Annotated in this window: 19 protein-coding genes; 12 read left to right on the forward strand and 7 right to left on the reverse strand. The window is 59.1% G+C overall.

Annotation, left to right across the window (positions count from 1 at the left end):
* Nucleotides 1–102: 102 nt before the first annotated feature.
* The 3 genes from JOE29_RS16540 to JOE29_RS16550 form a co-directional block, all read right to left on the reverse strand.
* Nucleotides 103–891 carry an ABC transporter permease gene (locus tag JOE29_RS16540; protein WP_010405533.1) on the reverse strand — a complete coding sequence of 263 codons (789 nt, stop codon included), beginning with the start codon at nucleotides 889–891 and terminating at the stop codon, nucleotides 103–105.
* Complete coding sequence (locus JOE29_RS16545; RefSeq protein ID WP_003317464.1) at nucleotides 888–1,820, reverse strand: ABC transporter ATP-binding protein; 933 nt, start codon at nucleotides 1,818–1,820, stop codon at nucleotides 888–890. The genes JOE29_RS16540 and JOE29_RS16545 overlap by 4 nt, the downstream gene beginning before the upstream one ends.
* 183 nt (nucleotides 1,821–2,003) lie before the next feature.
* Nucleotides 2,004–2,627 carry a glutathione S-transferase gene (locus tag JOE29_RS16550; RefSeq protein ID WP_058444083.1) on the reverse strand — a complete coding sequence of 208 codons (624 nt, stop codon included), beginning with the start codon at nucleotides 2,625–2,627 and terminating at the stop codon, nucleotides 2,004–2,006.
* Nucleotides 2,628–2,789: 162 nt separating this feature from the next.
* Here JOE29_RS16550 and JOE29_RS16555 point away from each other — a divergent pair, with 162 nt between their 5' ends.
* The 3 genes from JOE29_RS16555 to JOE29_RS16565 all read left to right on the forward strand — a co-directional run bounded on the left by JOE29_RS16555 (nucleotide 2,790) and on the right by JOE29_RS16565 (nucleotide 6,768).
* Nucleotides 2,790–5,237, forward strand: a complete 2,448-nt coding sequence (locus tag JOE29_RS16555; protein WP_003415665.1) for an acyl-CoA dehydrogenase — start codon at nucleotides 2,790–2,792, stop codon at nucleotides 5,235–5,237.
* 76 nt (nucleotides 5,238–5,313) lie between these two features.
* Entirely contained in the window at nucleotides 5,314–5,724 is a 411-nt protein-coding gene (locus JOE29_RS16560; RefSeq protein WP_003317460.1) for a PA2817 family protein, read from the forward strand.
* Nucleotides 5,725–5,913: 189 nt separating this feature from the next.
* Nucleotides 5,914–6,768: a pirin family protein gene (locus JOE29_RS16565; protein ID WP_024959119.1), complete on the forward strand. Its 855-nt coding sequence runs from the start codon at nucleotides 5,914–5,916 to the stop codon at nucleotides 6,766–6,768.
* 67 nt (nucleotides 6,769–6,835) lie between these two features.
* Here the strand turns inward: JOE29_RS16565 and JOE29_RS16570 are convergent, their stop codons facing one another.
* Both JOE29_RS16570 and JOE29_RS16575 read right to left on the reverse strand, forming a co-directional pair.
* Nucleotides 6,836–8,017 (reverse strand): patatin-like phospholipase family protein, encoded by a 1,182-nt coding sequence (locus tag JOE29_RS16570; RefSeq protein ID WP_003421307.1) that lies wholly within the window; start codon nucleotides 8,015–8,017, stop codon nucleotides 6,836–6,838.
* 32 nt (nucleotides 8,018–8,049) lie between these two features.
* On the reverse strand, nucleotides 8,050–8,982 hold the full coding sequence (locus tag JOE29_RS16575; protein WP_074952269.1) for a lipid A biosynthesis lauroyl acyltransferase: 933 nt from the start codon (nucleotides 8,980–8,982) through the stop codon (nucleotides 8,050–8,052).
* A 120-nt stretch (nucleotides 8,983–9,102) separates the two neighbouring features.
* On the opposite strand from JOE29_RS16575, the gene minC reads away from it, so the two are divergent.
* The 5 genes from minC to JOE29_RS16600 all read left to right on the forward strand — a co-directional run bounded on the left by minC (nucleotide 9,103) and on the right by JOE29_RS16600 (nucleotide 13,324).
* Nucleotides 9,103–9,843 carry a septum site-determining protein MinC gene (minC, locus tag JOE29_RS16580; protein ID WP_003421295.1) on the forward strand — a complete coding sequence of 247 codons (741 nt, stop codon included), beginning with the start codon at nucleotides 9,103–9,105 and terminating at the stop codon, nucleotides 9,841–9,843.
* A 231-nt stretch (nucleotides 9,844–10,074) separates the two neighbouring features.
* On the forward strand, nucleotides 10,075–10,887 hold the full coding sequence (gene minD, locus JOE29_RS16585) for a septum site-determining protein MinD (protein ID WP_003317454.1): 813 nt from the start codon (nucleotides 10,075–10,077) through the stop codon (nucleotides 10,885–10,887).
* Nucleotides 10,887–11,141, forward strand: coding sequence for a cell division topological specificity factor MinE (gene minE / locus JOE29_RS16590; protein WP_003317453.1), 255 nt, complete (start codon nucleotides 10,887–10,889; stop codon nucleotides 11,139–11,141). The genes minD and minE overlap by 1 nt, the downstream gene beginning before the upstream one ends.
* A 90-nt stretch (nucleotides 11,142–11,231) precedes the next feature.
* Nucleotides 11,232–11,867: an RluA family pseudouridine synthase gene (locus tag JOE29_RS16595; RefSeq protein ID WP_003317452.1), complete on the forward strand. Its 636-nt coding sequence runs from the start codon at nucleotides 11,232–11,234 to the stop codon at nucleotides 11,865–11,867.
* A gap of 167 nt (nucleotides 11,868–12,034) precedes the next feature.
* Nucleotides 12,035–13,324 carry a M18 family aminopeptidase gene (locus tag JOE29_RS16600; protein ID WP_003368366.1) on the forward strand — a complete coding sequence of 430 codons (1,290 nt, stop codon included), beginning with the start codon at nucleotides 12,035–12,037 and terminating at the stop codon, nucleotides 13,322–13,324.
* 255 nt (nucleotides 13,325–13,579) lie between these two features.
* Here JOE29_RS16600 and JOE29_RS16605 read toward each other — a convergent pair whose 3' ends face one another.
* Complete coding sequence (locus tag JOE29_RS16605) at nucleotides 13,580–17,596, reverse strand: Ice nucleation protein (RefSeq protein ID WP_210079713.1); 4,017 nt, start codon at nucleotides 17,594–17,596, stop codon at nucleotides 13,580–13,582.
* A 460-nt stretch (nucleotides 17,597–18,056) separates the two neighbouring features.
* A complete protein-coding gene (locus tag JOE29_RS16610; RefSeq protein WP_058444070.1) occupies nucleotides 18,057–18,776 on the reverse strand; it encodes a UTRA domain-containing protein in 720 nt (239 codons plus the stop codon).
* A 354-nt stretch (nucleotides 18,777–19,130) separates the two neighbouring features.
* On the opposite strand from JOE29_RS16610, the gene JOE29_RS16615 reads away from it, so the two are divergent.
* From JOE29_RS16615 to JOE29_RS16630, 4 genes are all read left to right on the forward strand, one after another.
* Nucleotides 19,131–20,198, forward strand: coding sequence for an ABC transporter substrate-binding protein (locus JOE29_RS16615; protein WP_003317446.1), 1,068 nt, complete (start codon nucleotides 19,131–19,133; stop codon nucleotides 20,196–20,198).
* Nucleotides 20,199–20,276: 78 nt separating this feature from the next.
* Entirely contained in the window at nucleotides 20,277–21,083 is an 807-nt protein-coding gene (locus JOE29_RS16620) for an alkaline phosphatase family protein (protein WP_024665717.1), read from the forward strand.
* A complete protein-coding gene (locus JOE29_RS16625) occupies nucleotides 21,080–21,922 on the forward strand; it encodes an ABC transporter permease subunit (RefSeq protein WP_024692267.1) in 843 nt (280 codons plus the stop codon). The genes JOE29_RS16620 and JOE29_RS16625 overlap by 4 nt, the downstream gene beginning before the upstream one ends.
* On the forward strand, nucleotides 21,909–22,706 hold the full coding sequence (locus JOE29_RS16630) for an ABC transporter permease (protein ID WP_198711775.1): 798 nt from the start codon (nucleotides 21,909–21,911) through the stop codon (nucleotides 22,704–22,706). Before JOE29_RS16625 ends, JOE29_RS16630 begins: the two co-directional genes overlap by 14 nt.
* Nucleotide 22,707: the final 1 nt, after the last annotated feature.

The raw sequence follows: 22,707 nt of genomic DNA on the forward strand, positions 1-22,707 counted from the left end.
GCGCACTGGGGAAATGTCGGAAGAGGTGGTGTGTTGCAGAATCTGAACGGCCGGTCCCGGCCAACGCTCGACCCGCCAGCCTGGCGGGTCGAAGCCAATGTGTTACTGACGCATACCGCGACCGCTCACCAGCAACCTGGCGCAGCCGATATACAGCACGATGGTCGCCACGATCATGAACGCCAGGGCGATGCTGATCTTGATGTCGGAGACGCCCAGAATGCCGTAACGGAAGGCATTGACCATGTGGAGGACCGGGTTGGCCAGCGACACGGTCTGCCAGAACGGCGGCAACAGGTTGATCGAGTAGAACACGCCGCCCAGGTAGGTCAGCGGGGTCAGGACGAAGGTCGGAATGATCGAGATATCATCGAAGTTGCGCGCAAACACTGCGTTGATGAAGCCCAGCAACGAGAAGATCGTCGCCGTCAGCACGACCACGATGATGGTCACGCCCAAGTGGTGCACTTGCAGGTCGGTGAAAAACATCGACAGCATGGTGACGATGAAACCGACCATCAGCCCACGCAACACACCGCCCAGGGTGTACCCGACCAGAATGGTGTGCGGCGAGACTGGCGACACCATCAGCTCTTCGATGGAGTGCTGAAACTTGGCACCGAAGAAGCTCGACACCACGTTGCCGTAGGAGTTGGTGATCACCGACATCATGATCAGGCCCGGCACGATGTACTGCATGTAGGTAAAGCCGCCCATGTCACCGATCTGGCGACCGATCAGGTTACCGAAGATGACGAAGTACAGAACCATGGTGATGGCTGGCGGCAGCAGGGTCTGCGGCCAGATCCGCATGAAGCGGTGCACTTCACGGTAGACGATGGTTTTCAGGGCAATCAGGTTGGGGCGCAACTCGCCGTTGGGTACGGTCATACCGCCACCTTCGCGAGGTTTTTTTCCACCAGGGACACAAACAACTCCTCAAGGCGATTGGATTTGTTACGCAGGCTCAAGACTTCGATATTCTGGAAGGCCAATTGGCTGAACAACGCAGTGATGCCGACGTTCTTGTCGACCTGCACTTCCAGCGTGTGACTGTCGAGCAGGCGGCAAGGGAAACCGGGCAATTGTGGCGCGGTCTGCCAAGACGCCTTGAGATCGAGCACGAACGTCTCGACGGTCAACGTGCTGAGCAGCTGCTTCATGCCGGTGTTCTGCACGATCACCCCGTGGTCAATGATGCCAATGTTGCGGCACAGCTGTTCGGCTTCTTCCAGGTAGTGCGTGGTGAGGATGATGGTGATGCCTTTGCTGTTCAGCTCGGTCAGAAAGGTCCACATCGAACGGCGCAACTCGATGTCCACGCCTGCGGTGGGTTCGTCGAGGATCAGCAAGCGCGGCTCGTGAATCAGCGCACGGGCGATCATCAGACGCCGCTTCATGCCGCCGGACAGCGAACGTGAAGGCACATCGCGCTTTTCCCACAGTCCCAGCTGCGTCAGGTACTGCTCGGCTCGCTCCTTGGCGATTTTCGCCGGGATGCCGTAGTAGCCCGCCTGAGTGACGACGATGTCCAGGGTCTTCTCGAACTGGTTGAAGTTGAACTCCTGCGGCACGACACCGATGCAACGCTTGAGCGCAGCAGGCTCGCGATCCAGGTCGTGGCCAAAGATGTTCACCGTACCGCTGGTCTTGTTGACCAGTGTCGAGATGATGCCGATGGTGGTGGATTTGCCAGCGCCGTTGGGGCCCAGCAAGGCGAAGAAATCACCTTCGGCGACGTCCAGATCGATGCCATTCAAGGCCTGGAAACCGTTGCCGTAGGTTTTGGTTAACTGCCGAATGGACAGAGCGGAAGACATATCGGGAAAGGTACTCATCAGAAAAAGGAATTGAAGATGACTGTCACCAGCCGCCTGCCGTGACGACCCAGCCGCGCAATGGTGCTCGGCTGCGCCGTTCAAGTACAGACACATCTGTTAATAGTAAATATCGAGCACCGGACATGCACCCGATCAGCCCTTTCTCCTGCTCACATCACATGCTCAGGTCAAAGGGGTCATGACCGCCTTGCGATAAGCCGGGCGCATCTTGAGACGCTCATACCAGGCTTGGAGGTGAGGCAGCGGCGGACGTTCAATCGGCATTTCAAACCAGCCGTAGGCGAAGCATCCCAAGGGAATATCGCCCATACCGAACGCATTGCCAGACAGGTAGGGCTGTCGCGACAGCGCCTCGTCGGCCACCAGCAGCAGGCTGTGCAGCGTCTTGATGCCTTGCTCGATGGCCGGCCAGTCCTGTTTCTCGGCCGGCGTGCGTACTACGCCCCAGAACACCGGGCTAAACGGCGCGGCGATGGTCGAGGTGGTCCAGTCCATCCACTTGTCTGCATTGGCGCGGGCCTTCAGATCTGCGGGGTATAAATCAGAATCGGGGGCATGGCGGGCGGCCAGATAGCGCACGATGGCGTTGGACTCCCACATCACGAAGTCGCCGTCTTCGATCATCGGAATCCGGCCGTTAGGGTTTTTCGCGCGATAGGCCGCGTCGTTGACCAGGCCGAATGCACCACCGGCGTCCTGCGTCTCGTAGGGCACGCCCACTTCCTCGGCAATCCAGAGTGCCTTGCGCACATTGCTGGAATTCTTCCGCCCCCAGATCTTGAGCATTGCGTTCCCCTCGCAGTCGCTGATAAATAAAGGCTCACAGTCTACCCCGAAGCGGCGGCAACTTACTCGTCAACCAGGGGTCACTATCGATGTCGCCCCACCACTGCCTGGCGACCAGTTCTTGAACGCTGCCACGGCGGCGGTCATCACGGAGGAATACTTATGCTGTTGTTGTGGATTGTTGTGCTGGTCGTCGGCATTGCCTGGCTGGCTCATCGGCGAACCGCCCCGCTCCCGGCGCTTGGCGTGGTAGCTGTCTACCTGCTGGCCATGGGTATTTTCAGTCACGCGCCAGGATGGCTGCTGACGGTGTTCTGGTTGCTCTGGCTGGCAGTGTTCATACCGGTAATGCTGCCCGATCTGCGCCGTAAGCATTTCACTGCGCCGATGTTCAGCTGGTTTCAAAAAGTCCTGCCGCCGATGTCGCAAACCGAGCGTGATGCGATCGATGCCGGCACGGTCTGGTGGGATGGCGAGCTGTTCAGCGGTCGCCCGGACTGGGACAAGCTGCTGGCCTACCCGAAAGTCCAGCTGACCGAAGAGGAACAGGCCTTTATCGACGGGCCGACCGAAGAACTCTGCGCGATGGTCAGCGACTGGGAAATCGGCCAGGCCATGGACCTGCCGCCTGAAGCCTGGGCGCACATGAAAGCGCACGGTTTCTTCGCGCTGATCATCCCCAAGGAATTCGGTGGCAAGGGCTTCTCCGCCTACGCCCACTCCCAGGTAGCCATGAAGCTGGCCACTCGCAGCGGCGACCTGGCCTCCACAGTGATGGTGCCCAACTCCCTCGGCCCGGCTGAACTACTGCTGCACTACGGCACCGACGAGCAACGCAATCATTACCTGCCACGTCTGGCACGCGGTGAAGACATTCCCTGCTTCGCGCTGACCGGTCCGCTGGCCGGTTCCGATGCAGGTGCGATGACCGACACCGGGATCATCTGCAAAGGCCAGTGGCAGGGTGAAGAAGTCATCGGCCTGCGCCTGACCTGGGAAAAACGCTACATCACCCTCGGCCCGGTCGCCACTCTGCTCGGCCTGGCCTTCAAGGCCCACGACCCTGAGCACCTGCTCGGCGAAAAAGAAGATCTGGGCATCAGCCTCGCGCTGATTCCGACCGAGACGCCCGGCGTGGAAATCGGCCGCCGTCACCTGCCTCTGGGCGCGGCGTTCATGAACGGCCCCAACTCGGGCAAGGATGTGTTCATCCCGCTGAGCTACCTGATCGGTGGTCAACCGATGCTGGGCAAGGGCTGGATGATGCTGATGAACTGCCTGTCGGTGGGGCGTTCGATCTCGCTGCCGGCCGTCGGCACCGGCGCTGCGAAATACACCAGCCTGGTCACCGGCCAGTACGCGAAGGTGCGTGAGCAATTCAATGTGCCTATCTCCGCATTCGAAGGCATCCAGGAAGCGTTGGCGCGTATCGGCGGCAACGCCTGGCTGATGGACAGTGCGCGCATGCTGACGGCCAATGCGGTCGACCTGGGCGAGAAGCCATCGGTGCTCTCGGCGATTCTCAAGTACCACCTGACCGAGCGTGGCCGCGAGTGTATCGGTCACGCCATGGACGTGCATGGCGGCAAGGGCATCATCATGGGCCCGAACAATTACCTGGGTCGCAACTGGCAAGGTGCGCCGATCTTCATCACTGTCGAGGGCGCCAACATCCTTTCGCGCAACCTGATGATCTTCGGCCAGGGCGCGATTCGCTGCCATCCGTTCGTGCTCAAGGAAATGGCCCTGGCCGGGCGTGAGGACAAGCAGCAAGCGCTGATCGAGTTTGACAGCCTGTTGCTCAAACACATCGGCTTTGCGGTGAGCAATGCCGCCAGCACCTTCATCCTCAACCTGGGCTTCGGTCATTTCGAAAGAGCGCCGGGCAACGGCCTCAGCCAGGGCTACTTCCGCGCGCTTAACCGTCAGGCAGCCGCGTTCGCAATGCTCGCTGACTTGAGCATGATGCTGTTGGGTGGCGAACTGAAACGCCGCGAACGCCTGTCGGCGCGCCTGGGTGACGTGCTCAGCCATATGTACCTGGCCTCGGCGGCGCTCAAGCGTTATCACGACCTCGGATCGCCGGACCACATGAGCCCATTGTTCCGTTGGGCCATGGAAGAAAGCCTGGGGCATTCGGAACGTGCGATGGACGAGATCCTCAGCAACTTCCCCAACCGCATACTGGGCGGGGTGCTGCGTGCCGTAGTGTTCCCGTTCGGTCGCCGGCACAAGGGGCCGTCGGACAGACTGGATGCCGAAGTTGCTCAGGTACTGGGCCGCGCCAAAGGCGATCCGACGCTGGAAGAGCTGCTGGCAGGCTGCTATCGCCCGCAATCGGCAGACGATCCGGTCGGCGCGCTGCAACAAGCCATCGATCTGCTCAGCGCTGCGTATCCGCTGCACAAGAAGCTGCAAGTGGCAATCAAGAGTGGTCAGGTCAAGCCGGACGCTGGCGAGCCTGTCATCGACGCCGCGCTGCGCATCGGTGTTTTGCAGGCCGACGAAGCGCAGACCCTGCGTACCGCTGAGGCAGCGCGCCGCAAGGTGATCGATGTGGATGATTTCGACAAGGAAGAACTGACCCTGGCAGCCGGCAAGATTCGCTGATAGTCAGGTCGCACCACACAGCAGGCGCGTAGAGCTTTATACTCTCGCGCCTGTTTTTGCATTTGAGGATTACCCAATGGCCGATGCCACTCTCGATCACCAACTTGGCCTGCTGGCACACCTGCGCAGCATTCTGGTCGCGCTGGGCGAGGCCGAGCAGGTTCCGGAAGAAAGCCACGCGCTGTTCATGGAGCGTTTCGACGAACTGGTCGAGCTGCTGCCGCAGGATCCCATCGAAAGCCAGTACCTGGGTCAGGACATCCTCTGTCAGGTCATCCAGCGCTACCCGCAAATCGCGCACCTGGTACCGCGCGACCTGCTGTGGTTCTTCGCCGGTGACTGCCTGCATTTCATGCCGGATGATGAAATCGAGCTGTATCAGGCGCTGGAAGAACGCCGTTACGAAGCCGAGCAGAACGAAGAACCGTTCGACTGGAATCAGGAGAAACAGCTACTTAGCATGTCGACACAGGGCAGCAAGCACTGAGCATCCCTGGCTCCAAGCCTGCTCCGGAGGTCATTCCGGGCAGGTGGCCTGTCACACCGCGTCAATCCGCTATCCAGCGTAACCCATCGACTTAAACGATCATCAAATCCCGGCATTCGAATAAATTTATCGAATAAACAGGTATACCATGACACTTCGTATCACCTGATAAGGAGTGCCCTCTCTCCCATGACTCAATTTCGTAAAGTCCTGTCCATTCAAACGGGTCAACCAGCGTCCGATGGCGCGGGCGTCAAACTGACGCGTGTCTTCGGCGGGCGTGGCGTGGAGCAGTTCGATCCGTTTCTGATGCTGGACGAGTTCGGGTCGGACAAGCCGGATGACTACATCGCCGGCTTTCCACCTCACCCGCACCGGGGCTTCGAAACGGTGACCTACATGCTTGAGGGACGTATGCGTCACGAAGACCATATGGGCAATGTCGGCCTTCTGCAGGGCGGCGGTGTGCAGTGGATGACTGCGGCACGCGGGATCATTCACAGCGAAATGCCTGAACAGGAAGAAGGCACCATGCGCGGCTTTCAGCTTTGGCTGAACCTGCCGGGCAAGAACAAGCTGAGCGATGCCAGCTACCAGGACATCCAGCCGGAAAACGTTCCGAGTGTCACCACTCAGGCCGGTGTGCAGGTGGTGGTATTGGCCGGTCATTTCGACGATGGCCAGGTTCGCCAGGCCGGGGCGGTACAGCGCCCGGACACCGAGCCGTTGTACTTTGACTTTGACATGCCTGCCGGCAGCTGTATCAGCCCGCACGTACCCGAAGGGCACCTTGTGCTGCTGTACGTTTATGAAGGCAGTGTCGAGCTGGAAGGCAGCACCCAGCCGATCGGTAAACGCCAAATGGCACGCCTGTCCGACAGCGGTGAAGTGCAGATCAGCAGCGCCGCCGGTGCGCGGCTGTTACTGATTGCAGGCAAGCCGTTACGTGAGCCGATCGTGCAATACGGCCCCTTCGTGATGAACACCAAGGAAGAGATCGAGCAGGCGATTCGTGACTTCCGGGAAGATCGTCTGACGGCGTGACGACGTCGGTCACTGGGCCCTGCGCCCGCCGATCAACAGACAGGGGCCCCGCCTCTGTCTGGCCGCGTTAATCCAGACGCAAAAAGCGCTTAAGTTCGGCACCCTGAGCAATCGCATCGTGACGCCCCAGTTCGATCAATTCGCTGCAATAACCTGACTCGAACAGCAGATAGCTCAGCACACTGGCCCCGCTGCTCTTGGTCGCACCCGGCCCGCGCAGAAAAGTGCGCAGCGCGGGGGGCAGCTCGCGGCGGTGACGGGCGGCGATTTCATCCAGCGGACGGCTCGGCGAAATCACCAGCACTTCCACCGGCTCCATGCCCGGCTGCCGGGCCTGATCCTCGGGCAGCAACGCACTGGCGGTGTTCAAGCGTTCCAGCAGTTCGATATCGCTTTCCAGATTGTCGATGAAGGTGCTGTTGAGCATGTGGCCGCTGATCTGCGCCAGGCTTGGCTGAGCGCCGCGTGGCGCGCGGGGTGCCGGTCTTTCGGCCTTGAGGCCTCGCGGGTTGCCGCTGACGCCGACCACCAGCACACGATTGGCGCCCAGATGCAGCGCCGGGCTGATCGGTGCCGACTGGCGCACGGCCCCGTCGCCAAAGTATTCCTCGTCCAGCATCACGGGGGCGAACAGCAAGGGAATGGCTGAGCTGGCGAGCAAGTGATCCACGGTCAGTTGCGTCGGACGGCCGATGCGGCGATGTCTCAGCCAGGGTTCAATCGTACCGCGGCCCTGATAGAACGTGACCGCCTGACCCGATTCGTAACCGAAGGCCGTCACCGCCACTGCACGCAGATGATGAGCATCGATGGCCGCTTCGATTCCGGACAGGTCCAGACGATCATTGAGCAGGTCACGCAGGGGCGAACTGTTGAGCAAGGCGACCGGGATATTGCGCCCGAAACCCAACAGGCTGCGACCGAAAAAACGGCTGGCCTGATGAATCACCCCGGACCAGTCGCTGCGCAGCACCTGATGGCTGCGAAATGACTGCCAGAACTCGGTCAATTGATGGATGGCGATTCGAAAATGCAGCGCGCCACTGGCCAGTTTGACGGCATTGATCGCGCCAGCCGACGTACCGACGATGACCGGAAAGGGATTGGGCGAACCGGGAGGCAGCAGATCGGCAATGCCTGCCAGTACGCCGACCTGATAGGCCGCACGCGCCCCGCCACCCGATAAAATCAGCCCGGTTACAGGCTCGACACCGCTTACTGCACTGCTCGTTACTGCGCGATCCTGCATCTACGACTGACCTCGGTGATCAACGACGCTTTTTATCTATGCTTCTCATATAGCTTCTGTTCACCGGCTGGTCGACTTTTAAAGCGTCGATGGGCCCAAAGATACTGTTCCGGACATTCAGTGACAGCCCTTTCTACCCATTGATTGATGCGCAGGCAATCGGCTTCGTCGCTCTCACCCGGAAAGTTGTCCAGCGGCGGATGAATCACCAGCCGGTAACCGCTGCCGTCTGCCAGACGCCGCTGAGTGAAGGGCACGACCTGCGCACGGCCCAGGCGGGCGAACTTGCTGGTGGCGGTCACCGTTGCGGCCTGAATGCCGAACAGCGGCACAAAAATACTCTGCTTGGCGCCATAGTCCTGATCCGGCGCGTACCAGATCGCCCGGCCGGCACGCAGTAACTTGAGCATGCCGCGCACGTCATCGCGCTCCACAGCCAGCGAATCCAGGTTATGGCGCTCACGCCCGCGACGCTGGACGAAGTCGAACAACGGGTTCTTGTGTTCGCGATACATGCCGTCGATGGTGTGCTGCTGGCCCAAAAGCGCAGCGCCGATTTCCAGCGTGGTGAAATGCAGCGCCATCAGAATCACGCCCTCGCCTTTTTCCTGGGCATTCTGCAAATGCTCGAGCCCTTCGACGTGGGCAAGCCTGGCCAGACGTTTTTTCGACCACCACCAGCTCATGGCCATCTCGAAGAAGGCAATCCCGGTGGAGGCGAAGTTTTCCTTGAGCAGACGCTTGCGCTCGGCCGCGGACAAATGCGGGAAGCACAGCTCCAGATTGCGTGCCGCGATTTTTTTTCGATCAGTGGCCACACGGTACATGATGGCGCCCAGTGCCCGACCGATGACCAGCAGAACGCGAAATGGCAATTGGACAATCAGCCACAATAGCCCCAGTCCCAGCCATAGCGGCCAGAAACGGGGGTGAAGGAAACTGGCTTTAAAGCGCGGGCGATCCATTTGGGGTTCCGTCAGAACAAAGGCCGCGCATTCTACAACGGTTCTAGCCGCTTGCGGCTCGCGGGCGTTCTCGCTATAAGTCTCGGCACTTTTAGCGACAAGCTGTTGTGTATATCAACCATGAGCCAGATTGAATCGCAAAACCCGGAACCTGTATTTCAGCTCAAGGGCAGCATGCTCGCCATCACCGTGATGGAGCTGGCCCGAACCAACCTTGAAGCGCTCGACAGGCAGTTGGCGGCCAAGGTTGCACAAGCCCCCAACTTCTTCAGCAATACGCCGTTGATCCTGGCTCTGGACAAACTCGCACCGCACGAGGGTCCGGTGGACCTCCCGGGCCTGGTGCGTATCTGTCGCCAGCACGGCCTGCGAACCCTGGCGATCCGCGCCAACCGTATCGAAGACATTGCTGCGGCGATTGCCGTCGACCTCCCGGTCCTGCCACCGTCCGGCGCACGTGAACGCGTGATCGAACCGGTTGAAGCCGAAGCACCGAAAAAAATTCCGGAAAAACCGCCCGAACCCCTGATCAAGCCGACCCGCGTGATAACCGCTCCAGTACGCGGCGGTCAGCAGATATACGCCCAGGGCGGCGACCTGGTGGTAGTCGCTCCGGTCAGTCCCGGTGCGGAACTTCTCGCTGATGGAAACATCCATGTCTACGGCCCGATGCGTGGCAGGGCACTGGCGGGAATAAAGGGCGATACCAAGGCACGGATCTTCTGTCAGCAGTTGAGTGCCGAGCTGATTTCGATTGCCGGGCAATACAAGGTGTCCGAGGACTTGCGCAGGGACCCGTTATGGGGCTCGCCGGTCCAGATCAGCTTGTCAGGTGATGTGTTGAACATCATTCGTCTTTAACGGATACTGCCGCAATTTTCAAAGCATCTCTGATTCGTCGCGAAATTGTCGTGAAGGCGGCAGGAAGTTCTAGAAAGCACTGCTTTTCAGCGGGTATATGAGTCGAAAGTAATAGCTTAGTGCTAGCTTTCCGGAATCAGACCCCAGGACTTCCAGAATGCTTCGGCGGACGCGGCGCCAAGAGATGCCTTTCAGGGACTCAATGTCCTTTTCCTCTAGGGGTGATACACCTTGGCCAAGATTCTCGTTGTTACATCCGGCAAGGGTGGTGTGGGCAAGACCACCACCAGCGCCGCCATCGGTACCGGTCTCGCACTGCGCGGCCACAAGACAGTCATCGTCGACTTCGACGTCGGCCTGCGTAACCTCGACCTGATCATGGGTTGCGAACGTCGTGTCGTGTATGACTTCGTCAACGTGGTCAATGGCGAAGCCAACCTGCAACAGGCGCTGATCAAGGACAAGAAGATCGAAGGCCTGTTCGTGCTGGCCGCCAGCCAGACCCGCGACAAGGAAGCGCTGACCAAGGAGGGCGTTGAAAAAGTCCTCATGGAACTGAAGGAATCCTTCGAATACATCGTCTGCGATTCGCCGGCCGGTATCGAAACCGGTGCTCACCTGGCCATGTACTTCGCCGACGAAGCCATCGTCGTGACCAACCCTGAAGTCTCGTCGGTACGTGACTCCGACCGTATGCTGGGCCTGCTGGCCAGCAAATCGCGTCGCGCCGAACGTGGCGAAGACCCGATCAAGGAACACTTGCTGCTGACCCGCTACAACCCAGAGCGCGTCAGCAAGGGCGAAATGCTCGGCGTGGAAGACGTCAAGGAAATCCTTGCCGTTACCCTGCTCGGCGTGATTCCCGAATCCCAGGCTGTACTGAAAGCTTCCAACCAGGGCGTGCCGGTCATTCTCGATGACCAGAGCGACGCGGGTCAGGCCTACAGCGATGCGGTTGACCGCCTGCTGGGCAAAACACTTGAGCACCGGTTTCTGGATGTGCATAAGAAAGGATTCTTTGAACGCCTGTTCGGGGGTAATTAATGAATATTTTTGACTTCTTTCGTGACCGCAAAAAAGGAAGCACGGCCTCGGTAGCGAAAGAGCGTCTACAGATCATCGTTGCTCACGAACGCGGCCAACGCAGTACTCCGGACTACCTTCCTGCGCTGCAGAAAGAACTGGTGGAAGTGATCCGTAAATACGTCAATATCGAGTCTGACCAGGTACAGGTCGCTCTGGAAAGCCAGGGCAGCTGTTCGATTCTGGAACTCAATATCACCCTGCCCGATCGCTGATCAGGCAGTCGCTCGCGGCGGTATCGGCGTACTTCTATGGAAGCTGCGCCCTTGCCGCCGTTGGCGTTTCTAGCGTTTCGAGGCCGTTGCATGCCGTTGTCGAACATCCGCATCATTCATCAGGACGCCGCCGTTCTGGTGATCGATAAGCCTACCCTGCTGCTTTCCGTTCCCGGCCGTGCCGACGATAACAAGGATTGCCTGATTACCCGCCTGCAGGAAAACGGTTACCCCGAAGCACGTATCGTCCATCGCCTGGACTGGGAAACCTCGGGCATCATTCTGCTGGCCCGTGATGCCGATACGCATCGCGAGCTGTCGCGTCAGTTTCATGACCGCGAAACCGAGAAAGCCTACACCGCGCTGTGCTGGGGCCAACCGTCACTGGACAGTGGCAGTATCGATCTGCCATTGCGCTATGACCCGCCTACCAAGCCCCGGCATGTGGTGGATCACGAGGGTGGAAAGCACGCGCTGACGTTCTGGAAGGTTGTCGAGCGGCATGATACTCACTGTCGTGTCGAGCTCACACCGATCACCGGCCGCTCGCATCAGTTGCGTGTGCATATGCTGTCGATCGGGCATCCGCTGTTGGGTGATGGTCTGTACGCGCATCCGGAAGCGCTGGCGGCCTATCCGCGTCTGTGTCTGCATGCCAGCATGCTGAGCTTCACGCATCCTGGGACTGGCGAGCGAATGACCTTCGAGTGTGCTGCGCCGTTCTGATCTGAATGATGCGCTGACTATCTTGCAGATGCTCCGCGTCACGAAATGCATGCAACATAGAGCGTCGGCACGAGAGCCCGTCGGGCTTGTGTATCGCGATGAGCGCAACCCAAGGCAGCACATCATCCAATACGGTAAACTCGCGCCATTGTTGTCTGGAGCTATTTATGCGCGCAGAGTTGAACAAAGGCCTCATTGATTTCCTGAAGGCCTCTCCTACCCCCTTCCACGCCACTGCCACACTCGTGCAACACTTCGAAGCCGCAGGTTTTCAGCGGCTGGACGAACGTGACACGTGGGCGGTAGAAACCGGCGGTCGTTACTTCGTTACCCGTAATGACTCTTCTATCGTCGCTTTCCGGATGGGTCGTCAGTCGCCACTCACTGGCGGCATCCGCATGGTCGGCGCACACACCGACAGCCCGTGCCTGCGGGTCAAGCCGCAACCGGAACTGCAACGTCAGGGTTTTTGGCAATTGGGCGTCGAAGTCTACGGCGGCGCTTTGCTGGCTCCCTGGTTCGATCGTGATCTGTCGCTGGCCGGTCGTGTCACTTTCCGCCGTGATGGCAAGGTGGAAAGCCAACTGATCGACTTCAAGCTGCCGATCGCCGTGATTCCCAATCTGGCGATTCACCTGAACCGCACGGCCAACGAAGGCTGGGCGATCAACGCGCAAAACGAACTGCCCCCCATTCTGGCGCAGGTTGCCGGTGACGAGCGAGCGGACTTCCGGGCGCTGCTGACCGACCAACTGGCCCGCGAACACGGACTCAATGCCGATGTGGTGCTCGATTACGAGCTGAGTTTCTACGACACTCAGGGCGCCGCCGTGGTCGGCCTCAACGGGGACTTCCTGGCAGGTGCACGCCTGGACAACCTGTTGTCGTGTTTCGCCGGGATGCAGGCACTGCTCAACACCGAGAGCGACGAAACCGCCCTGCTGGTGTGCACCGATCACGAAGAGGTCGGCTCGTCTTCCGCTTGTGGCGCAGACGGTGCGATGCTCGAGCAGATCGTCCAGCGCCTGTTGCCAAGCAGCGAAGACTACGTGCGCACGATTCAGAAGTCGCTGCTGATCTCAGCCGATAACGCCCACGGCATTCATCCCAACTACGCTGACAAGCACGACGCCAATCATGGTCCCAAGCTCAACGCCGGGCCGGTGATCAAGGTCAACAGCAACCAGCGTTACGCCACCAACAGCGAAACCGCCGGTTTCTTCCGCCATCTGTGCATGGCCGAAGAAGTCCCGGTGCAGAGCTTTGTGGTGCGCAGTGACATGGGTTGCGGCTCGACCATCGGACCGATCACTGCCAGTCATCTGGGTATTCGCACGGTAGACATCGGCTTGCCGACGTTCGCCATGCACTCGATTCGCGAACTGGCCGGCAGCCATGACCTGGCGCATCTGGTCAAGGTATTGAGCGCGTTCTATGCCAGCCACGAGTTGCCATAACGGCTGAGGCGATCACCGATAACGTGGGAGCGGCCTGCTGCTCCCGCATGTTGGTGTTGACGCCCGCTAAAATGCCCATGGAAAGAAATAAAACTTTCTCTAATCACAACGATAAAAAAGATGCGTTTGCCTGCGTCAGGCATAACCACCTGGTACGCAACAACAAGTCGTTAGTTTATAAAGGGACTTCATGTCCCGAATTCCATCGACGCACCCTGTCGATGATTCAGTCGTGGAGTGCTGGAATAACGCGGGCTACTCGACCTCTATCCAGTCATCATCCTCGTCGGGTTTATCGACAATATCGTCCTCTTCGTTCACGTAATACGGTATGTCGGCTTCAACACCGTTCTCACCCGTTCTGGCAACCAATTGCCTGTACCTCTTCCCGTCCCAGAGCCTGAAAATAAGCGTGGAGTCTTCTCCCGCCGAGAGCGTCGAGCCTTCACTGCCAATAAGCTTGCTACGCGCGCCTGCCGTCAAGATACTGTTCTTTCCAGCGGTCAATCTGCTTTGGTCTCCCGCCATCAAGGTGCAGTCATGTCCGCCGGTCAGTTTGCTTCTATCGCCGGCAGTCAGATAACTGTTATTACCGGCCAGTAGTTTGCTGCGGTCACCCGCGGTCTGATTACTGTCTGCACCGGCAATCAACCTGCTGCGATCACCCGCCAGTTGTACGCTGCCCGCACCGGCAATCAGCGTGCTGCGAAAACCTGCTGTCTGCGAGCTGCCCTTGCCGGCGATCAGCATGCTTTTATTTCCGGCGACCTGAATGCTTTCATGGCCTGCAATCAACGAGCTGCCATAACTTGCAATCTGGTTACTGCCATAACCCGCAGTCAATGTGCTGCGAATGCCCGATGTAAGGCTACTGCCATAGCCGGCGATCAAAACGCTGCGAAGTCCGGCGATCAGCGTACTGCCATAGCCTGCGGTCAGAAAACTCCTGATTCCGCTGGTCAGGGAGCTGCCATAACCGGCTATCAATGAACTGTCCTGCCCGGCCGTTGCAGTGCTGCCGTAGCCCGCAGTAAGCGAGCTTCCGTACTCTGCGGTCTGAGTACTGCCGTAACCGGCCGTAAGGGTACTTTTATAGCCGGCTGTCTGCGTACTGCCATAACCGGCGATCAGCGAGCTGGCAAAGCCGGCAGTGGAAGTACTTCCGTAGCCGGTGGTGAGCGAGCTGTTTTCCTGTGCGGTTTGCGTACTGCCGTAACCGGCGGTCAAGGTGCTCTCGTACCCCGCAGTCTGCGTACTGCCATAACCCGCAATCAACGAACTCGCGTAGCCAGCAGTGGAAGTACTGCCATAACCTGTCACCAGGTCACTGCGCTCCTGCGCGGTTTGCGTACTGCCGTAACCGGCGGTCAACGTGCTCTCGTAGCCTGCCGTCTGGGTACTGCCGTAACCCGCGATCAGCGAGCTGGAATAGCCCGCAGTAGAGGTACTTCCGTAACCTGTGGTGAGCGAGCTGTTTTCCTGAGCGGTTTGCGTACTGCCATAACCGGTCGTCAAGGTGCTCCCGTAGCCTGCCGTCTGCGTGCTGCCATAGCCGGCGATCAAGGAACTGGAATAGCCCGCAGTCGACGTGCTGCCGTAGCCTGCGACCAGGTCGCTGCGCTCCTGTGCTGTCTGTGTACTGCCATAACCTGCGGTCAGTATGCTTTTGAAACCCGCCGTCTGAGTGCTGCCGTAGCCGGCGATCAGCGAACTGTTTGACCCTGCCGTCGAAGTGCTGCCATAGCCTGTGACAAGGTCACTGTGTTCTCTGGCGGTCTGGGTACTGCCATAGCCGGCGGTCAGCATGCTTCTGTAGCTCGCGGTCTGGGTGCTGCCATAACCTGCGATCAGCGAACTGCCTGAGCCTGCGGTTCCGGTACTGCCATAGCCCGCAATCAGGTCGCTACCGTCCCTGGCCGTCTGGGTACTGCCATAACCAGCGGTCAGGATACTTTTGTGGCCCGCTGTCTGTGTACTCCCGTAACCCGCGATGATGAAGCTTTCATGCCCTGCGGTGCCTGTACTTCCGTAGCCGGTGGTGAGGTTACTGGCAGCCCCGGCCGTTTGCGTACTGCCATAGCCTGAGGTGAGTACGCTGCCCTGCTGTGCGGTCTGGGTACTGCCATAACCTGCCGTGAGCGAGCTTTCACTGCCCGAGGTTTGTGTGCTGCCATAACCGGCGATCAACGAGCTGTCAGCGCCAGCTGTTCCCGTACTGCCATACCCGGCCGTCAGGGTGCTGCCTTCACGGGCAGTCTGGGTACTGCCATAGCCTGCGGTGAGCGAACTTTCGCTGCCTGATGTCTGCGTGCTGCCATATCCTGCGATCAGCGAACTGTCGGCACCTGCCGTTCCAGTACTGCCGTAGCCCGCAGTCAGGTTGCTGCCCTCCTGGGCGGTCTGTGTACTGCCGTAACCTGCCGTCAGCGCACTGTCACTTCCCGAGGTCTGCGTGCTGCCGTATCCCGCGATCAGCGAACTGTCGGCACCTGCTGTGCCAGTGCTGCCGTAGCCCGCAGTCAGGTTGCTGCCTTCCTGAGCCGTCTGTGTACTGCCGTAACCTGCTGTCAGCGCACTGTCACTTCCCGAGGTCTGCGTGCTGCCGTATCCCGCGATCAGAGAGCTGTCGACACCTGCTGTACTCGTGCTGCCGTACCCCGCCGTCAGATTGCTGCCCTCCTGGGCCGTCTGCGTACTGCCGTAACCCGCCGTGAGCGAACTGTCGCTGCCCGAGGTTTGCGTGCTGCCGTGACCGGCGATCAGCGAGCTGTCGGAACCTGCCGTGCCGGTGCTGCCATACCCTGCAGTGAGATTGCTGCCTTCCTGAGCAGTTTGCGTGCTGCCGTAACCTGCGGTCAGGGCGCTGTCGCTTCCCGAAGTCTGCGTGCTGCCATAGCCGGCGATCAACGAGCTGTCGGCACCTGCGGTACCAGTGCTGCCGTACCCGGAGGTCAGGTTGCTGCCTTCCTGAGCCGTCTGCGTGCTGCCGTAGCCTGCGGTCAGCGAACTGTCGCCGCCCGAAGTTTGGGTACTGCCGTAACCGGCGATCAACGAGCTATCCGAGCCCGCAGTGCCGGTACTGCCATACCCTGCGGTGAGATTGCTGCCTTCCTGAGCCGTTTGCGTGCTGCCGTAACCCGCCGTGAGCGAGCTGTCTTCTCCGGAAGTCTGAGTACTGCCGTAACCGGCGATCAACGAACTATCCGAGCCCGCCGTGCCTGTGCTGCCGTACCCGGCCGTCAGGTTACTGCCTTCCTGGGCCGTCTGCGTGCTGCCGTAACCCGCCGTCAGCGAGCTGTCACCTCCAGAGGTCTGTGTACTGCCATAACCGGCGATCAGCGAGCTATCGGAGCCCGCCGTGCCGGTGCTGCCGTACCCGGCCGTCAGGTTGCTGCCTTCCTGAGCCGTTTGCGTGCTGCCGTAACCCGCTGTGAGCGAGCTGTCTTCTCCGGAAGTCTGAGTACTGCCGTAACCGGCGATCAACGAACTATCCGAGCCAGCTGTTCCCGTACTGCCATACCCTGCCGTCAGGTTGCTGCCTTCGCGGGCGGTCTGGGTGCTGCCGTAACCCGCCGTCAGCGCGCTGTCCCCTCCGGCGGTCTGGGTGCTTCCATAGCCTGCTACCAACGAACTGTCGGAGCCGGCGGTGCCCGTACTTCCATAACCGGCAATCAGATCACTGTGGTTGCCAGCAGTCTCGTTACTGCCATAACCGGCAATGAGTCGACTGTGGTTGTCGCCGCTCAACGTGCTGCCGTAAGTGGCGGTCTGCAAATTCTGCGGCGTCGTCACCGGCAGGGTATTTACCGGGGGGGCAGCCGCGCTGACCAACGCCACATCGAACACTTCATGACTGGCCTGTTCGGCCACCGGTAACGTGACATTTGCTGCCGCGGGCGTGGGTGTGGGCGTGGCCATTGGCGTCGGCGTTGATGCAGGGTCGGCCTGACGTGCCGAAATGAAGTGTGACGCGCTGATCCTGTCGCCGACATGAACCACCTCGGCCCGCGGAAACTTGACCATTCCCGGTTCTTCCAGACTGATGATGTCGGCAACGGCGACTTCACAGACAATCCATCGCGCATCGGCATGCACGCTTAGAAAAGCGCTGGTTCCAGCGCCCCACAGTAAACCGACCAGACCATTCTCATGCCGCCTGGTTGACTGCCAGTATTTGGATTCCACCGTGCCAGAAGCGGGCCATATAAGGCCGCAATGATCGGCCATGTTATTTGCACAGGTACGCAGCACCAACGCCTTGTCGAGATTCATTACAGCATCCTCATAGATCCTTTAAATAAAAGCAGCTGCACTTATCAAGCATTGCTTTACAGGACAACCGCCATGTCAGCCTTAATCCTAAAGTGGAACGATGGTGCACATAACACCAACTAAGCAGCGCACCCCCTTCCACACTAAAAACCTACCACACCCTATTAAGAAGTATTAATTAAGATTGAGATTTTTTCTTACAGCTCGCTAAAAATTAGAATAATTACTCTGGAAAATCTCATGAAAAAAAACCAACTAATTTAACCCTGCGTCGCCAGCAGCAATAGAAAAACGCTCATTGATTTTTTTTGTTAATCAAACGCAGGCCTTATAAAAAACCTATTAAAGAGGCGGTGGACTGCGCAAGTTTTTATCAACGAGACGAGTATTTACTTATAAAAAACAGTCAACTAACGAGTTGCAGGTCAGTGCCCACAAAGCCGGTTTGCCACACCGGCATTCAGTCTCCATGCACCTCGGCGCGCACATGAATAGCATCATGACGCCAGTATTCGAGGTCACAGTCGATCAACCGATCTTTGCGATCATAATTGACACGTGCAATGCGCAGGCCCGGGCTGCCAAGCGAAACCTTCAGGGCGGCAGCCGCGTCGGCATGCAACGCGGTCGGCACCATGTCGAAACGCACTTGCCCGTAATGCACGTCATAACTGCGAGCATAAAGCTCGGTGAGTGATTCGTTCAGATCATGCTCGAGAATGCCGGGGAACAACTCCGGTCTCAGGTAATGCTCCACGTAGAGCACCAAGCGCTTATCGATACGACGCGCACGGCAGATCTGGATCACGCTCGACAGCGCCGGCAGTTCCAGCATTTCGCAGATCAGCGCTGAAGCAGGTTGCAGGCGTGCTGACAAAAGCTGGGTGTGCGGCACCCGTCCCTGAGCACAGACCATTGCGTGGAAATGGCTGCGCCTGATCAGGTCATAGGCCAGTCGCGGCGGGGAGATGAACCAGCCGCGCCGCTCTTCCCGATAGATCAGCCCCTGAGCCTCGAGCTGCAACAGCGCTTCACGCAAGGTAATGCGGGTGGTGGCGAATACCTCGCTGAGCTTGCGCTCTGCGGGCAACTTGCTGCCATGCGGCAACAGGCCATGTTCGATCTGCTCCTGCAGCGCATGGCAAATCGTTGTTACCGCCCGTGGCACATCTTCGCGCATTCCGGTATCCATCTGGACTAGACCAGCCCTGTTACGAGGCGTACATCAGTGCGGCCAACGCCGTTGGCTCCTTTGCGATGAGCCTAGGCCGGGTAGATGACTGTCCTGTTACAGGACAAATCACGTTCCATGCCAACTGTGCCGAAAACAGCCCTGAAACCCCTGCTCAGCGGGCACGTTGCGATGGTCTACGCTTAGCGCCAGGCACTGCCGGAGCCCGTGAAAAACGGTTTTGTCCGCGTAACACGACACGAAAATGTCATGCAAAACGCCTAACTTGGCTCAGGTATTGCTGATCTAGACCAAACAATCCGCAACGAACACTTCTCTCAAGAAGTGCACTAGGAGCTCCGAATGAAACATCTTTTGTTGGCATCACTCCTCGGTTCAGCCATGGCAATGAGTTCTCTGGTCATGGCTGCGGACACAGATCTTAAAACGCTGGAGGCTGCTGCCAAGGCTGAAGGCGCGGTCAACAGCCTCGGCATGCCGGATGACTGGGCAAACTGGGGCGGCATCTGGAAAGACCTGGAAGCCAAATATGGCCTCAAGCACATGGACACCGACATGAGTTCGGCCCAGGAGATCGCCAAGTTCGAGGCCGAGAAAGACAACGCCAGCGGTGACATTGGCGACGTAGGCGCAGCGTTCGGCCCTATCGCCACAGCAAAAGGCGTTACCCAGCCTTACAAGCCAACCACCTGGGAGCAAATCCCGACCTGGGCCAAGGACAAGGACGGCCACTGGGCGCTGGCCTACACCGGCACCATCGCCTTCATCGTCAACAAAAACCTGCTGCACGGCTCTGAAATCCCGAAAAGCTGGGCTGACCTGAAAACCGGCAAATACAAGGTTTCTATCGGCGACGTGAGCACTGCGGCTCAGGCTGCCAATGGTGTACTGGCAGCCGCCATCGCCATGAAAGGGGATGAAACCAACATCGCACCGGGCCTGGCACTGTTCACCGATCTGGCCAAACAGAAGCGTCTGTCACTGGCCAACCCGACCATTCAGACCATCGAGAAAGGCGAAATCGAAGTCGGTGTGGTCTGGGACTTCAATGGCCTGAGTTACAAAGCCAAGATGACCAAGCCCGATGATTACGTGGTGCTGATCCCGTCGGACGGCTCGGTGATTTCCGGCTACACCACCATCATCAACAAATACGCCAAGCACCCGAACGCCGCCAAGCTGGCGCGTGAGTACACCTTCAGCGATGCGGGTCAGATCAGGCTGGCAGAAGGCAATGCACGCCCGATTCGCGTAGAGCACATCAAACTGCCTGAGGACGTTCAAGCCAAACTGCTGCCGCAAGACCAGTACAAGAATGCCAAGCCGATCGAGAAAGCAGACGCGTGGGAGAAAACCTCCAAAGCGCTGCCGCAGATGTGGAACGAGCAGGTCATCATCGAGATGAACTGATTCTCTCCTGCGGCTCAGGGATGAAGTCGTGTACACCGGGCGAGCCAGTCTCGCCCGTTCTTTCAAAGCGAGTCGCCCATGAAACACAACGTCATCCTGATCGTGCTAGACGGCCTCAATTACGAAGTCGCCCGCCATGCGATGGGCCACCTTCAAGCCTGGCACGCTGCAGGCCGGGCCGCGCTCTACAAGATGGAATGCGAACTGCCCGCCCTCTCCCGCCCCCTTTACGAATGCATACTGACCGGTGTCGCGCCCATCGACAGCGGCATCGTGCATAACAACGTCTCGCGCCTGTCGAATCAGCGCAGCATCTTTCACTATGCTCGCGACGCCGGGCTGAGCACGGCAGCGGCGGCCTATCATTGGGTCAGCGAGCTGTACAACCGCACGCCGTTCGACCCGGCACGCGATCGCCACACCGAGGCCGCGGATCTGCCGATTCAGCACGGGCTGTTCTACTGGGCCGATCACTACCCTGATTCGCACCTGTTCGCCGACGCCGAAAGTCTGCGCCTCAGGCACGCCCCGAACTTTCTACTGATCCACCCCATGAACATTGACGACGCCGGGCACAAGCACGGCCTCGACACTGCGCAATACCGCAACAGCGCCCGCAGCGCCGACATCATTCTGGCTGACTACCTGCAACGCTGGCTGGACGCGGGTTATCAAGTGCTGGTGACGGCCGACCACGGCATGAACAATGACCGCTCGCACAACGGGCTGTTGCCGGAAGAGCGTGAAGTACCGCTGTTCGTCATCGGCGATGCCTTCAGCCTGAATGTCGACGCTGCGCCGCGCCAGACCGATCTGTGCGGCACCGTTTGCGAGCTGCTGGGTATCCCTCACGACAAACCGGTCTGCCGGGAGATTCTCAATTGACGACTCTTTCCCGAGGCAAGTGGCTGGGGCTGTTATGCCTGCTGCCGTTCGCCGTATTTTTCATCGTGTTTCAGATCGCACCGCTGTTGTGGGTCGCGATCCACAGCCTGCAAAGCGATGCCGGCTGGGGCTGGGAAAACTTCACCCGGGCGTTCAGCTCGAAGTTCTATCGGCAGGCCATTCAGTACAGCCTGGAGATCAGCTTCTGGTCGAGCCTGTTCGGCATCATCATCTCCGTTCTGGGCGCCTATTCACTGCGCAAGGTGGATTCGCGGCTGCGCGATTTCGTCAACTCGTTCGCCAACATGACCAGCAATTTCGCCGGCGTTCCACTGGCGTTCGCGTTCATCATCCTGCTGGGGTTCAACGGCGCGCTGACCCTGATCCTCAAGCAGACCGGGATCATCGATGACTTCAACCTGTATTCCAAGACCGGACTGATCATCCTTTATACCTACTTCCAGATCCCCCTCGGCGTGCTGCTGCTATACCCCGCATTCGATGCCGTCCGCGAAGACTGGAACGAGTCGGCAGCGCTGCTGGGGGCCAGCAGCTACCAGTTCTGGCGCTACATCGGCCTGCCGGTGCTGACCCCGGCGCTGCTCGGCACTTTCGTCATTTTGCTGGCCAATGCGCTAGGCGCGTATGCCACGGTTTACGCGCTGACCACCGGCAATTTCAACGTATTGCCCATCCGTATCGCGGCGATGGTCGCGGGCGATATCACGCTGGATCCGAACATGGCCAGCGCGCTGGCGATGATTCTGGTGGGGCTCATGACCCTGGTCACCGTGGTCCATCAGTGGTTGTTGAGAAGGAGCTACCATGTCACGCGTTGAACGAGGACCTGCGAGCTTTTATCACAAGACGGTGGTCTACCTGCTGTTCCTGATCCTGTTGCTGCCGCTGGCCGGCACTTTCCTGTACTCGATCGCGACCAGTTGGTCGGCGACCATTCTGCCCAGCGGCCTGACCTTCAAATGGTACGTGGCGCTGTGGAGCGACCCACGCTTTCTGACGGCGTTCGGCCAGTCATTGCTGGTCTGCATCGGCGCACTGGTTCTTTCGGTGGTGCTGATTCTGCCCCTGCTGTTCGTCGTGCATTACTACTTTCCGCGCCTCGACGGGCTGATGAACATCCTCATCCTGCTGCCGTTCGCCGTGCCGCCTGTGGTCTCATCGGTCGGCCTGCTACAGCTGTATGGCTCAGGTCCCATGGCGATGGTCGGCACACCGTGGATTCTGATCGGCTGTTACTTCACGGTCGCCCTGCCCTTCATGTACCGCGCCATCACCAACAACCTGCAGGCCATCAACCTGACAGACCTGATGGACGCCGCCCAGTTGCTCGGCGCCAGCACCTGGCAGGCGGCGTTCATGGTCGTGCTGCCCAACCTGCGCAAAGGTCTGATGATTGCCCTGCTGCTGTCGTTCTCGTTCCTGTTCGGTGAATTCGTGTTCGCCAACCTGCTGGTCGGTACGCGTTATGAAACCCTGCAGGTCTACCTCAACAACATGCGCAACAGCAGCGGTCACTTCAACAGTGCGCTGGTGATTTCCTATTTCTTCTTCGTGCTGGTGCTGACCTGGGCCGCCAATCGACTGAACAAGGACAAAGACTGAG

The sequence above is a fragment of the Pseudomonas sp. PvP009 genome (assembly GCF_017832995.1).
GTDB classification, from domain to species: Bacteria; Pseudomonadota; Gammaproteobacteria; order Pseudomonadales; family Pseudomonadaceae; genus Aquipseudomonas; species Aquipseudomonas syringae.

What these genes read in the sequence shown, in the direction of transcription:
- JOE29_RS16600 (WP_003368366.1), top strand. Translation starts at nt 12,035, where the DNA reads ATGCGCGCAGAGTTGAACAAAGGCCTCATTGATTTCCTGAAGGCCTCT.
- JOE29_RS16560 (WP_003317460.1), top strand. Translation starts at nt 5,314, where the DNA reads ATGGCCGATGCCACTCTCGATCACCAACTTGGCCTGCTGGCACACCTG.
- JOE29_RS16620 (WP_024665717.1), top strand. Translation starts at nt 20,277, where the DNA reads ATGAAACACAACGTCATCCTGATCGTGCTAGACGGCCTCAATTACGAA.
- minC (WP_003421295.1), top strand. Translation starts at nt 9,103, where the DNA reads ATGAGCCAGATTGAATCGCAAAACCCGGAACCTGTATTTCAGCTCAAG.
- JOE29_RS16540 (WP_010405533.1), bottom strand. Translation starts at nt 891, where the DNA reads ATGACCGTACCCAACGGCGAGTTGCGCCCCAACCTGATTGCCCTGAAA.
- minE (WP_003317453.1), top strand. Translation starts at nt 10,887, where the DNA reads ATGAATATTTTTGACTTCTTTCGTGACCGCAAAAAAGGAAGCACGGCC.
- JOE29_RS16545 (WP_003317464.1), bottom strand. Translation starts at nt 1,820, where the DNA reads ATGTCTTCCGCTCTGTCCATTCGGCAGTTAACCAAAACCTACGGCAAC.
- JOE29_RS16595 (WP_003317452.1), top strand. Translation starts at nt 11,232, where the DNA reads ATGCCGTTGTCGAACATCCGCATCATTCATCAGGACGCCGCCGTTCTG.
- JOE29_RS16550 (WP_058444083.1), bottom strand. Translation starts at nt 2,627, where the DNA reads ATGCTCAAGATCTGGGGGCGGAAGAATTCCAGCAATGTGCGCAAGGCA.
- JOE29_RS16605 (WP_210079713.1), bottom strand. Translation starts at nt 17,596, where the DNA reads ATGAATCTCGACAAGGCGTTGGTGCTGCGTACCTGTGCAAATAACATG.
- JOE29_RS16615 (WP_003317446.1), top strand. Translation starts at nt 19,131, where the DNA reads ATGAAACATCTTTTGTTGGCATCACTCCTCGGTTCAGCCATGGCAATG.
- JOE29_RS16575 (WP_074952269.1), bottom strand. Translation starts at nt 8,982, where the DNA reads ATGGATCGCCCGCGCTTTAAAGCCAGTTTCCTTCACCCCCGTTTCTGG.
- JOE29_RS16555 (WP_003415665.1), top strand. Translation starts at nt 2,790, where the DNA reads ATGCTGTTGTTGTGGATTGTTGTGCTGGTCGTCGGCATTGCCTGGCTG.
- JOE29_RS16630 (WP_198711775.1), top strand. Translation starts at nt 21,909, where the DNA reads ATGTCACGCGTTGAACGAGGACCTGCGAGCTTTTATCACAAGACGGTG.
- JOE29_RS16570 (WP_003421307.1), bottom strand. Translation starts at nt 8,017, where the DNA reads ATGCAGGATCGCGCAGTAACGAGCAGTGCAGTAAGCGGTGTCGAGCCT.
- JOE29_RS16610 (WP_058444070.1), bottom strand. Translation starts at nt 18,776, where the DNA reads ATGCGCGAAGATGTGCCACGGGCGGTAACAACGATTTGCCATGCGCTG.
- JOE29_RS16565 (WP_024959119.1), top strand. Translation starts at nt 5,914, where the DNA reads ATGACTCAATTTCGTAAAGTCCTGTCCATTCAAACGGGTCAACCAGCG.